General features: G+C 31.5%; 14 protein-coding genes. 11 read left to right on the top strand and 3 right to left on the bottom strand.

All coding sequences use genetic code 11. The features are described 5' to 3' along the window. Positions 1-48: 48 nt before the first annotated feature. Positions 49-729, top strand: a complete 681-nt coding sequence (gene rplU / locus DIS18_RS03595) for a 50S ribosomal protein L21 (RefSeq protein WP_109351658.1) — start codon at positions 49-51, stop codon at positions 727-729. 40 nt (positions 730-769) lie between these two features. Beyond that, positions 770-1,030: a 50S ribosomal protein L27 gene (rpmA, locus tag DIS18_RS03590; protein WP_087492431.1), complete on the top strand. Its 261-nt coding sequence runs from the start codon at positions 770-772 to the stop codon at positions 1,028-1,030. Between the two features lie 53 nt (positions 1,031-1,083). Here the strand turns inward: rpmA and DIS18_RS03585 are convergent, their stop codons facing one another. Beyond that, positions 1,084-1,557 carry a DUF1569 domain-containing protein gene (locus DIS18_RS03585; RefSeq protein ID WP_109351657.1) on the bottom strand — a complete coding sequence of 158 codons (474 nt, stop codon included), beginning with the start codon at positions 1,555-1,557 and terminating at the stop codon, positions 1,084-1,086. A gap of 96 nt (positions 1,558-1,653) precedes the next feature. On the opposite strand from DIS18_RS03585, the gene DIS18_RS03580 reads away from it, so the two are divergent. Beyond that, the gene (locus DIS18_RS03580; RefSeq protein ID WP_109351656.1) at positions 1,654-1,923 is read left to right on the top strand and encodes a hypothetical protein; all 270 of its coding nucleotides are present in this window, start codon (positions 1,654-1,656) and stop codon (positions 1,921-1,923) included. Between the two features lie 39 nt (positions 1,924-1,962). Here the strand turns inward: DIS18_RS03580 and DIS18_RS03575 are convergent, their stop codons facing one another. Together DIS18_RS03575 and ahcY are read right to left on the bottom strand one after the other, a co-directional pair. Then, positions 1,963-3,411, bottom strand: a complete 1,449-nt coding sequence (locus tag DIS18_RS03575; protein ID WP_109351655.1) for a hypothetical protein — start codon at positions 3,409-3,411, stop codon at positions 1,963-1,965. A gap of 226 nt (positions 3,412-3,637) precedes the next feature. Beyond that, positions 3,638-4,954, bottom strand: a complete 1,317-nt coding sequence (gene ahcY, locus DIS18_RS03570; protein WP_109351654.1) for an adenosylhomocysteinase — start codon at positions 4,952-4,954, stop codon at positions 3,638-3,640. 130 nt (positions 4,955-5,084) lie between these two features. Between ahcY and DIS18_RS03565 the strand changes: the two genes are divergently transcribed. The 8 genes from DIS18_RS03565 to DIS18_RS03530 all read left to right on the top strand — a co-directional run bounded on the left by DIS18_RS03565 (position 5,085) and on the right by DIS18_RS03530 (position 12,346). Next, positions 5,085-5,711 (top strand): 4'-phosphopantetheinyl transferase family protein, encoded by a 627-nt coding sequence (locus DIS18_RS03565; protein WP_109351653.1) that lies wholly within the window; start codon positions 5,085-5,087, stop codon positions 5,709-5,711. Beyond that, the gene (locus DIS18_RS03560; protein ID WP_109351652.1) at positions 5,712-6,437 is read left to right on the top strand and encodes a phosphoglycerol geranylgeranyltransferase; all 726 of its coding nucleotides are present in this window, start codon (positions 5,712-5,714) and stop codon (positions 6,435-6,437) included. A gap of 58 nt (positions 6,438-6,495) precedes the next feature. Further along, on the top strand, positions 6,496-6,756 hold the full coding sequence (locus DIS18_RS03555; RefSeq protein ID WP_109351651.1) for a hypothetical protein: 261 nt from the start codon (positions 6,496-6,498) through the stop codon (positions 6,754-6,756). Beyond that, on the top strand, positions 6,740-7,372 hold the full coding sequence (pnuC, locus tag DIS18_RS03550) for a nicotinamide riboside transporter PnuC (protein WP_109351650.1): 633 nt from the start codon (positions 6,740-6,742) through the stop codon (positions 7,370-7,372). The genes DIS18_RS03555 and pnuC overlap by 17 nt, the downstream gene beginning before the upstream one ends. Further along, positions 7,333-7,902, top strand: a complete 570-nt coding sequence (locus tag DIS18_RS03545) for an AAA family ATPase (protein WP_109351649.1) — start codon at positions 7,333-7,335, stop codon at positions 7,900-7,902. The genes pnuC and DIS18_RS03545 overlap by 40 nt, the downstream gene beginning before the upstream one ends. A gap of 5 nt (positions 7,903-7,907) precedes the next feature. After that, positions 7,908-9,458 (top strand): DUF4301 family protein, encoded by a 1,551-nt coding sequence (locus DIS18_RS03540; RefSeq protein WP_109351648.1) that lies wholly within the window; start codon positions 7,908-7,910, stop codon positions 9,456-9,458. Further along, positions 9,458-9,865 (top strand): alternative ribosome rescue aminoacyl-tRNA hydrolase ArfB, encoded by a 408-nt coding sequence (gene arfB / locus DIS18_RS03535; RefSeq protein ID WP_109351647.1) that lies wholly within the window; start codon positions 9,458-9,460, stop codon positions 9,863-9,865. Before DIS18_RS03540 ends, arfB begins: the two co-directional genes overlap by 1 nt. A 345-nt stretch (positions 9,866-10,210) precedes the next feature. After that, positions 10,211-12,346 (top strand): TonB-dependent receptor, encoded by a 2,136-nt coding sequence (locus tag DIS18_RS03530; RefSeq protein WP_109351646.1) that lies wholly within the window; start codon positions 10,211-10,213, stop codon positions 12,344-12,346. Positions 12,347-12,401 lie beyond the last annotated feature (55 nt).

Genomic DNA, 12,401 nt, shown 5'->3' with positions numbered 1-12,401 from the left:
AATTGGCAAGGTAATTTTAAACAAATTAATTAATAAAAACGTTACGCTATGTACGCAATTGTAGAGATAGCAGGGCATCAATTTAAAGTTGAAAAAGACCAAAAAGTTTTTGTTAACCGTTTACAAACTGAAGAAGGTAAGAAAGTTTCTTTCGATAATGTACTTCTTTTAGGTGATGGTGACAAAGTAACTGTAGGCGCCCCAGCTATAGGCGGAGCACAAGTAAGTGCAAAAGTCTTAAAGCACCTTAAAGGTGATAAAGTTATAGTTTTCAAGAAGAAAAGACGTAAAGGTTACCGTGTTAAGAATGGACACAGACAATCTTTAACTGAAATTGTAATTGAGAGCATTGTAGCAAAAGGAGCAAAACCAGCTAAGGCTGAAAAAGCAGCTCCAAAGAAGGAAACTAAAAAAGCAGAACCAAAAGCAAAAGCTGCTGCACCAAAAGCCGAAGCTAAACCAGCTGCTAAAAAAGCAACAGGAAAAGCTGATGATTTAAAGAAAATCGAAGGTATTGGACCAAAAATAGCATCAACTTTAGTAGAAGCAGGAATCGCAACTTTCGCAGATTTAGCTAAAGCTAAACCAGCTGCAATATCTGAAATCATCGCAGGTGTTCGTGGAAATCACGTTACTGATACTTGGCCAGCACAAGCTAAATTAGCTGCTGATGGTAAGTGGGATGAGCTTAAAAAATGGCAAGACGAATTAGATGGTGGGAAAGCTTAATTGCTAACCGCTAAGTTTAACAATATAAAAACTTAAGACAATGGCTCATAAAAAAGGAGTAGGTAGTTCTAAGAATGGTAGAGAATCAGAATCGAAACGCTTAGGTGTTAAGATTTTTGGTGGACAAGCTGCTATTGCTGGAAACATTATATTAAGACAACGTGGTAATACACATCACCCAGGTGAAAACGTATACCAAGGAAAAGATCATACTTTACACGCTAAAGTTGATGGTCTTGTGAAATTTACTAAGAAAAAAGATAACAGATCTTACGTTTCTATTGAGCCTTTTGAGGCTTAAGAAATAATTTTCTTAAAATTTTAAAACCCTTTCTGGAAACAGAAAGGGTTTTTTTATTGCTTCAAAATATCATTCACTATTTTTAAATGATGATGGGTATGCGTTTTTAAAAACTTGATTACCCTAGATTTATTAATATTACCAAAAAGCGGATGTTTGAAATAAGCGTTTTGATCTAAGCTTTCAATAATTTTTATATTATTTTTTGCCTCGTTAAGTTGTTTTACTAAATCTTCTCTTATAATATTTTCTGGAGGTTTTACATATTTTGGAGCTCTAGCTTTTCCTCTTGGGAAATAACCAAGCCCTAAAAATATATGTCCTAAAAACTTGAAGTTATTTTTATAACTTGATGGGTTTGAAGTTTGCATTGTTTTTACAACACTATTTATTACTTTTAAACTATGATCTAACTGCCAACCAATTGTAGCTTTTGAGATGGCATCATTTTTAAGTGCCTTATTAGGTATATTTTCTTCTATTTGAGATAAAAGATTGTTCAGGATTTCTATACGGTGATGTTCCATTTTTTAAAATTATTTTAAAAGATATTAATTAAATTCTTAACTTTAAGCTGTTACGTTTTGTAATTAATGTTTTGTTTTACTTAAAATTGATTAATTATGCTACCATTTAGATCTGAAATTAGAAACTCCCCAACGCAACCAACTATTAAGATTTTTTTAAGTGATGAGTCGTTAGATGCCAGGATTAAAAAGCATTTGGAGCACTTTAATGAAATTGAAGAGATAGAGATTAGGGAAAGTATAGGTCAGAACCGAGTTAAAGAAAATATAACCGTGTTTCTAAAGGATGATGCAGATATTAATAAAATGAAACAGTCTATAGATTCTAGTTTGTGGTGGTATTTTGAAGAGGATTTGGTGGATTGATTAAAAGAATTAAATTTTTGATTATATAAAAATATGCTCTCATAATTTTTCAACCAACTTCCATATATCTCCAACTTTTGAAAATCTAGAAGTTTCTATATCCGCATAGTCATTATCTTCTGAATTATTCAATAATGTCTTATAAAAATCATTTTCTAATATGCCACCTGATACTTTTCTGTCAATAGCATAGTCACATATAAAACCTGGTTTGTTGGATTTAGAGCACGAAAATTTTTTGAAATAGGTGATTTTTAATCTTGCTCCTTTATTGACATTATTTTGAAGTTTAACTATCATTGAAAGAATATTATCAGTTTCGTTATACTCTGTATTCTTATCATTTTTTTCAAATTTTCTATTTTTTAGGGATACCTGATACTGTAAAGCCCATAGCATTTGTAGACTTGTAGGTTCTCCAGTTTCTGTAGTTTCAGACATCATAGCTCTTAGTTCTTCGGCCTCTTTTTGTTTTTGAAGTTCTTCGGCTTGTTTTTTTAATAAGGCTAAACGGGCTTCTTGATTTTTTATTAAGTTGAAAAATAATTTGGTGTCTCTTCTGTCTGTGCCATATAAATATTTCTCTTCTACAATTTTTATTTCATTCTTGTTTTTGGTTGCCTCTACCTCAGATATAAAGTTATCCTTATGCTTAATAAGGTAGTTATATCTATATTCTCCTAGATTATCCATGAAAGCCCGAACACTAGTAGAATTTGCATAATTATTATACTTTTGTTCCTTTTGCTTTATATAATTTTTAAAGGCTAAAGGATCGGATTGCAAACTTACATTATTGTTGTAATCCGCTCGTTCCTCATCCAAAAGTACTTTTAAAACGGTTTCCTTTTTCTGGTTTAATTTATTTTGTATCTCGCCTTTAACACGATAATCAACCTTAGAGGAAATATTGCTATTAGACCGAAGAAAGTAATCTGCTTTAGACAATGTATTCATTGAGTTATTCATGGCTAATATCACATCTAGCTTTTTGTTCAATTCTTTTTCGGCAGCTCTTTTATGAGCAATTTTAAATTCTTTTTCGATTTCTGAGTATTCACTTGATGTCAGTTTAATATAATCCTTTTTTTTACGACCGTTGATATTGTATACTTCTTGGAGTGATAACTGATGGTTGTTTTTATATTCATTTAAATCTTTAGAATATTGAATTCTTATATTTCTTAAATCACGAGCTCCATTTTTCCCTAAACTATAATATTTATTCATAAAAGTTCCAGATGCAAATTTTCCTAATTTAGTGTAGCTTGGATTATTTGGATCCTTGGAAATACACTTATTAAGTCTTTTGTTATAAGCTATACGTTTTTTTGGAGTTAGTTCGTCAAAAGTCTTATCAGAAACTGCCATAAAAAATTTATCAGAGAACATATTCGAAATTATTCTTCGTTTCAAACGGTCGTTATAAATAAATTTGTTAGGAATATTATTATCAAATTCATTTTCGACTGTCTTAAACCATTTCAAATAATCTGAGCAATCTTTGGATTGACAAAAAATTGAATTGATATTAAGTTGAATTAAGACAAAGAGTAAAATAGACAAAACTCTTCTTTTGGAATTAAGAAGCATTAGTTAGAGATTTAAATTAATAGCTTGTTAAATTTAATGAAAAATCCCAAACATTACTGCTTGGGATCTTATTTTTTAGTTTTAATTTATGAGATTCCTGTCTTCTCAGGAATGAAAATTATTAATATCTGTAGTGCTCTGGCTTATAAGGTCCATTAACAGTTACACCAATGTAACTTGCTTGATCCTCTCGAAGCTCTGTAAGTTCTACACCAATTTTAGCTAAGTGTAATTTTGCTACCTTTTCATCTAATGCTTTTGGAAGCATGTACACTTCGTTTTTGTAAGCATCTGCATTATTCCAAAGCTCTATTTGTGCTAAAGTTTGGTTTGTAAACGAGTTACTCATTACAAAACTTGGGTGACCTGTTGCACAACCTAAGTTTACTAAACGCCCTTCGGCAAGTATAATGATATCTTTACCATTTACTGTGTATTTATCTACTTGAGGCTTGATAGTGTTTTTTGTATGCCCGTGATTTTTGTTTAACCAAGCCATATCAATTTCGTTATCAAAATGCCCAATATTACAAACAATAGCTTTGTCTTTTAAAGCTTCAAAATGACGTCCTTGTACGATATCTTTATTTCCTGTAGTTGTAATTACAATATCTGTGTTGCCAATAACAGTTTCTAGTTTTTTAACTTCAAAACCATCCATTGCAGCTTGAAGCGCACAAATAGGATCGATTTCTGTAACAGTTACAATACTTCCAGCACCCTTGAAAGAAGCTGCAGTACCTTTTCCAACATCGCCATAACCACAAACAGTTACGCGTTTACCGGCTAACATAATATCTGTAGCTCTTCTGATTGCATCAACAGCTGATTCTTTACATCCGTATTTATTATCGAATTTAGATTTTGTTACAGAATCGTTAACGTTAATAGCAGGCATTGGTAATGTTCCGTTTTTTACACGCTCATATAATCTGTGAACACCTGTTGTTGTTTCTTCAGATAAACCGTTAATTCCTGCAGCTAATTCTGGGTATTTGTCTAAAACCATGTTGGTTAAATCTCCACCATCATCAAGAATCATATTTAATGGTTGTCTGTCTTCTCCAAAAAATAGAGTTTGTTCAATACACCAATCAAATTCTTCTTCAGTCATGTCTTTCCAAGCGTAAACAGACGTTCCAGCAGCAGCTATTGCAGCAGCAGCTTGATCTTGTGTTGAGAATATATTACAAGAACTCCAAGTTACTTCTGCACCTAAAGCTTGTAATGTTTCAATTAACACAGCAGTTTGGATAGTCATGTGTAAACATCCTGCAATACGTGCCCCTTTTAAAGGTTGCTCGTTTTTATATTCTTCACGAAGACTCATTAAACCTGGCATTTCAGCTTCGGCTAATTCTATTTCTTTTCGCCCCCAATCTGCAAGAGAGATGTCTTTTACTTTGCTAGCTACGTAAGGAATTGTTTTTGTACTCATAGTAATTTTTCTTTTTATTTAAAACCTAAACTTGATTGTGATTAGTACTTAATTTGGTTAAATTCGCTAATCAAATTCTTTAATTTGCCTTAGGCGGTGCAAAGATAACTATTAACTTTTAGAATACTAAATGCCTTTATATAAAACTATTACTCCAAATTCACAAACTACTGTTAAAATCTGGAAGATTACAGAATCTTACGATGATTTAATGGCTAAAGTTGATTTGAAACCGGTTGCTTTAGAGCGTGTTTTAGGAATGAAAAGTGAATTGCACAAACGTGGATTTTTAAGCGTTCGTCATTTGCTACATGAATTTGGATATACTGATGCTGATTTATTTTATGATGAAAACGGGAAGCCACATTTAAAAGATGGGAAGCACATTTCTATTACTCATTCTTTCAACTTCTCTTCGATAATTGTAAGTGATTTGATTGTTGGAATTGATATTGAAAAGCAACGAGATAAAATTTCTATTATAGCTCATAAATTTATTGATTATGAGTTTGATTATTTAAATGAAGCTGCAAAAGATTATGTGAAAAAACTAACCACCATTTGGTGTGTTAAAGAATCGTTGTATAAACTTTTTGCAACTCCAGGATTAAGTTTTAAACAGCATTGTTTGGTGATTCCTTTTGAAATTTCTGATGAAGAAACCGTAGCTTGGATTGATTATGAAGAGAAAAAATTTAGATACAATATTCATTTTTTACAGTTTGAAGGATTTACATGTGCTTACGCTATAGCTTAAATGGGTTCTATTTATAAAAACATACAAGATACCATTGGTAAAGGCGAAAAGTTATTAGCAGTATTAATTGATCCTGATAAGTTTTCAATTGAAAACACTCATCGTTTTATAGATAAAGTAAACAAATCTATTGTCACTCATATTTTTGTTGGAGGCAGTATTGTTGATGAAGGTACAACAGATAATGTTGTGTCTGAAATAAAGAAACATACAAATTTGCCTATTGTTTTATTCCCTGGAGATATTACTCAAATTACTGGTGAAGCAGATGCGCTATTATTTTTGTCATTGTTGTCTGGGAGGCATCCAGATTATTTAATTGGGAAGCACGTTGAAGCTGTATCTAAACTTACTAAAACGCAACTTGAAATACTTCCTACAGGTTATGTTTTAATTGAAAGTGGTAATATAACTGCAGTGGAGAAAGTTACAAACACTAAGCCTTTGTCTAGAAAAAATATTCAGATTATAGTTGATACAGCAAAAGCAGGACAGTTATTAGGTATGAAGCTTATATATTTGGAGGCTGGAAGTGGTGCTAAAACGCCATTAACTCAAAAAATCATTAGTTACGTTAAGCAAGAATTGGATATACCTTTGATAGTTGGCGGCGGTATTAGAAGTAAGGTTGAATTAGATAATGCTTATAATGCTGGCGCAGATTTAGTTGTAATAGGTACTGCTTTTGAAGAAGATGAATCATTTTTTGACAATTTGCGAGAGTAATTTGTCATGCTGAATGTATTTCAGTATCTCATTAAATTTATGAATTAAAGATAAAAAAATGGAAATATCAGTAGATTTAACCCTTTCTCCTCTACAGGATGATTTTGAAAAACATGTTATAGATTTTATTAAAGCATTACGAGATTCTAAATTTACTGTTTTAGAAAACCCTTTGAGTACTCAAATTTTTGGTAATTATGATGAGTTGATGCCTTTTCTGAATGAAACAATTAAAAATTCATTTGAAAATCAAGAGATTTGTGTATTAACAATGAAGCTTGTAAAAACAAATAGAAGCAATTATGAACCCCATTTTTGATTTTTTCTTTGGGCAATATGCCGCATATGAAACCACAGATATTATTCTAGAGATAGTTGCTGTGATTTTTGGTTTTCTATCGGTTTGGTTTTCAAAACAAAATAAAGTGCTAGTATTTCCAACGGGTATGGTAAGTACAATTATTTTTGTGTACTTATTGCTTAAATGGGAGTTGTTAGGTGATATGATGATTAATGGGTATTACTTTATAATGAGTATTTACGGATGGTATATTTGGACGAAAAAAGTTGACAATTTCCAGGTTACACCAATTTCAACAACAACATTCAACGAAAAAAGGATAAGTATAGCCATATTTTTAGTAACACTATTATTTGTTTACTTAGTTTACCAAAGTTTTGATAAATGGACGAGTTGGGTTGCTTATGTAGATACCATAACTACAGCTATATTTTTTGTAGGTATGTGGCTTATGGCAAGACGAAAACTTGAAAATTGGATTTTCTGGATTATAGGAAACATTATTTCTGTACCTCTATACTTTTATAAAGGATTTACATTTACAAGTTTACAATATTTAGGATTTACATTTATTGCCGTTTTTGGCTATTTAGCATGGAAGAAAAATATAAGCAACAACCTGCAAACTGCTTAAAAGTAGTTTTGTTCGGTCCCGAATCTACTGGAAAAACAACCTTGTCAAGACAATTGGCACGTTATTATAATTCTGTTTGGGTGCCAGAGTATGCGCGTGAGTATCTTCAAGATAAATGGAATAATGAACGTAAAACTTGCGAGCCAGATGATTTACTTCCTATAGCTGAGGGTCAAATGAAAATAGAAAATGAATTAGCACAAAAGACAGATACGGTGTTAATTTGTGATACGGATTTGTTGGAAACCAAAGTATATTCTGAAGCTTATTATTTAGGAAGTTGCGACCCAATTCTTGAAAAGTATGCTATAGAAAATACATACGATTTGTATTTTTTGACCTATATTGATACGCCTTGGGAAGCTGATGATTTGCGTGATAAACCAGAGCACAGACAAGAAATGTTTGATGCTTTTCAAGATGCACTTATAAAATATAAAAGACCTTTTGTACTATTAAAAGGTGATAAAAAAACTCGTTTAGAAACTGCGGTAAAGTATATTGATAAACTATTAAATTCTAAAGAATAAAGAGGATGTTTTCAGATAAAGATATAGAACAAATTAAAAATAAAGGCATTGATTTAGCAGATGTTAACGCCCAAGTATCAAGATTGAAAAACGGTATGTCTTTCTCAGATTTGGTGGCGGCAGCTACCAAAGGGAAAGGTATTGAGCAATATGATGATAAAGAGGCACAAGAATTTATAGATTTATATGATACCAGACAAAACGGATTATCTATAGTTAAATTTGTACCAGCTTCGGGTGCAGCAACTCGAATGTTTAAGTTTCTATTTCAATTTTTACAAAACTTTAAACCTTTAAAAGAAAGTATTAAAAAATATGCAGAACGAAAGAATGATAATTTAATAGAAATCTTTTTTAATAACTTAGAGCAGTTCCCTTTTTATGATGCTGTTATATCAACCATTCAAAAGAGCAACCCAGATTTTGAAAATTTACCCGAAGGAGAAAAACAAGTGCAGTTTGTAAAAACAATGCTCGATCAAAATGGTTTAAATTATAGTTTTCTACCAAAAGGATTATTACCATTTCACAAATATACTGAACAAGTAAAAACAGCTTATGAAGAGCATTTATTTGAATCAACATTATATGCCTCTTCAAATGGTAAATCAAATCTGCATTTTACAGTTTCAGAAAAGCACCATTTGTATTTTAAAAAGGAATTAAGTGCTGTAAGAGAGGAATTAGAAAGCAGTACTAATACAAAGTTTAATGTATCCTATTCCTATCAAAAAGAAGCTACTGAAACGGTTGCTTTAACATTGAAAGACAAAGTGTTTAGAAATGAAGATGGTTCAATTTTATTCAGACCCGCAGGACATGGTGCGCTTTTAGAGAATTTAAATGATTTAAATAACGATATAATCTTCATAAAAAACATAGATAATATTGTGGTTTCTGACAGAAACATTGCCGTTTCTAATTACAAAAAATTATTAGCAGGTGTTCTGATTGAAGCTCAAGAAAAAGTCTTTTTATATTTGAAAAAGTTAGACGAAGGTAATTTAGACGATACTGACTTTAAAGTGATGGCTTTGTTTTTACGTTACAGATTAAATGTTCCTATTAGTGTTGACTTTGAAGGATTTTCGTTTGAAGAAAAAACAGAATATTTAAAACAAAAGCTTAACAGACCTATTCGTGTTTGCGGAATGGTTAAAAACCAAGGAGAACCTGGAGGAGGACCATTTTGGGTTAAAGACAATGATGGGAATATATCACTTCAGATTGTAGAATTTGCTCAAATTAATTTTGGTAAAAGAGATCAACAAGGCATTGTTTATAAAGCAACACATTTTAATCCAACAGACTTAGTTTGTGGTGTTAAAAATTATAAAGGAGAGAAGTTTGATTTAACCCAGTTTGTTGATCCTGAAGCAGCTTTTATAACTACAAAAACTCAAAATGGAGTAGATATTCAAGCTCTTGAACTTCCTGGTTTATGGAATGGTAGTATGGCGTATTGGAACTCTATTTTTGTTGAAGTACCACTAGATACTTTTAATCCTGTTAAAACAGTAAACGACTTACTAAAACCTGTACATCAAGTTTCTTAATGTTTGATGAAGAGGCCATATTACAAGAATTATCTTTTAAAGCTATTAGAAGTTCTGGTAGTGGCGGACAGCATGTTAATAAAGTCTCTTCAAAAGTTGAACTCACTTTTAATTTGAGACAATCTTTAGTGTTTGATGATGAACAAAGAGAACGCCTTCTAGAGAAGCTTCAAACTAGATTAACAAAAGATGGTGTATTGATTTTACAATGCGGAGAAAGTAGAAGTCAACATAAAAACAAAGTAATTATAATTGATCGATTTTTGGAGTTGATAAAAGCATCTTTGATTGTTCCAAAAAAGAGAAAGCCAACTAAAGTACCAAAAGCTGTTATTAGAAAACGGCTAAAAAACAAACGTATACATTCTGATAAAAAGGCAAACAGAAAAAAACCAGATATAGATTAAAAAAATCTAAGATTTATAATTCGTGTTTAGTAATTCGTTCTTACATTTGCAGCGTTCTCAAAAAAGGGGTGCCTATTATCGGCTGAGATCATACCCATTGAACCTAGAACAGGTAATGCTGTTTAGGAAGCGAGCGTAAAGAAAATGTCCACTGGACATTTTTAGCGAGTGCGATAAGGTCATCAATGTTGGTTTTTATTTCTAAATCTTAATTTGTTTAATATTAAAGATTTAATGAATATTAAAGTTAACAATATGATTTTGTACAAGTTGAACGCTCAAAATTTAATTTATTAATAACTAAGAATAATTACCTCTTTTTATTCGATTATAAGCATAATCGTAATGAAAAACATTTTTCTTTTTTTAACACTCTTAGTGTTGTCAGTCAGTGCTCATGCACAACAAAATCAAAAAGTACAAGATTCAACTAAAACAGAAAAACTAGACGAAGTTTTAGTTAAAGCGGTTCGTGTAGATGCCGATTCTCCAATTACACACTCAAACGTTTCTAAAGAAGAATTAGCTAAACGTAATTTAGGGCAAGACATTCCAGTATTGTTAAACTTTTTACCATCTGTCGTTACAACTAGTGATGCTGGTGCAGGAGTTGGTTATACAGGGATTAGAGTTCGTGGTACAGATGCTACACGAGTAAATGTTACTATCAACGGAATTCCGTATAACGACCCCGAAAGTCAAGGGACATTTTGGGTGAATTTAGGAGATTTTGCTTCCTCAACTGAAAGCTTACAATTACAACGTGGTGTTGGGACATCAACCAATGGCTCGGGTGCTTTTGGTGCTAGTTTGAATTTATTAACTGATGCTTTTTCTGAAGAGGCTTCAGGAGAAATTGCAAACAGCTTTGGTAGTTTCGGAACAAGAAAGCATACTGTAAAATTAAGTACAGGATTGTTAAACGACCATTTTGAAATTTCAGGACGTTTTTCAAAAATTGATTCTGATGGTTATGTTGATAGAGCGTTTACAGACTTAAAATCATATTTTCTTCAAGGAATTTATAAAGATGATAATACATTAATTAAAGCTTTAACGTTTGGTAATGTTGAAAGAACGTATCAGTCTTGGTTTGGATTAACGGCAGATCAATTAAAGGAAGATCGTCGTCAAAATCCATATACTTATGAAAATGAAACAGATAATTATTGGCAAGACCATTATCAATTGCATTGGAATGAGCGTTTAAATAATAATTGGTCTACTAACTTAGGTTTAAATTATACAAAAGGAAAAGGTTATTTTGAACAGTACAAGCCAGAAGAATCAGCTGCAGATTTTGATAATTTAATTGAAGATGATTCTGATGTTATAGTTAGACGATGGTTAGACAACAATTTTTATGTACTTAATGCTAACGTAACTTATAAGCAAAATACTTTAGAGATTATCTCTGGGTTGTCTTATAGCTCTTATGATGGGGATCATTTTGGAGAAGTTATTTGGGGTAGTGATTTAGCACCAAATACTAACATTAGAGACCGTTATTATGAAGGAGATGCTACGAAAAATGATTTTAGTATATTTTCAAAAGCAACGTTTAAATTAGCTGAAAAAGTTACTGGGTTTGTTGATTTACAAGGTAGATTTGTGAGCTATAAAACTAACGGTATAAATTCTAATTTAACAGAGTTTGTTACAGATGCTAACTTTAGTTTTTTTAACCCTAAAATTGGTTTAACCTATAAACATTGCGATTTTAATAGTTTTTATGCCTCTTTTGCTAGAGCAAATAGAGAGCCAAATCGTGATGATTTTGAAGGTGGTGTTACCGAAAATGAAACGCTTAATGATATTGAATTGGGTTGGCGCTACAATAGTAAAAAAGCTAGCGTAAATACAAATATCTATTATATGTTTTACCAAAACCAATTGGTGTTAACAGGTGAGTTGGATGATGTGGGAAGCCCAATAAGAGCTACAAGTGGTAAGAGTTATAGATTAGGTTTAGAAATTGATGCTAATATTCAATTTTCAAAAGTATTTAGTACATCAACGAATATTGCTTTAAGTAGTAATAAAAATCAAGATTTCTCATCTTCAATAAATGGAGAAGTTGTTGATTTAGGAAATACTAATATTTCATTTTCGCCTGAATTAGTTATTGGTAATGCCCTTAATTTCTTTCCTGCGGAGCGTTTACAATTGTCTTTATTAAGTAAGTATGTTGGTGAACAGTTTATGGGAAATACTGATAACAAAGAATCAATACTAGAAAGCTATTTTGTAAACGATTTTAATATTAATTATGAAATAAAACCTAATAAACTGTTTAAATCTATTGTGTTATCTGGATTGGTAAATAATATTTTTAACAAGAAATATGTATCTAACGGTTATTTTGGGTCGTTTGATTTTGATGACAACACAAGCCCTACTGGAACCACTACAGGTTATTTTGCTGGTTACTACCCGCAAGCAACAACAAACTTTTTGGTTGGAGCAACTCTGAAGTTTTAAGCATTTTCAAACCTGTCAGGTTTTTAAGCTTGACAGGTTTTTTATAAAAAACAGC

This window comes from Algibacter marinivivus (assembly GCF_003143755.1).
Taxonomy (GTDB): domain Bacteria; phylum Bacteroidota; class Bacteroidia; order Flavobacteriales; family Flavobacteriaceae; genus Algibacter_B; species Algibacter_B marinivivus.
Note: the sequence above shows the minus strand (reverse complement) of the source record. Positions and strands in the feature narration are given on the sequence as shown.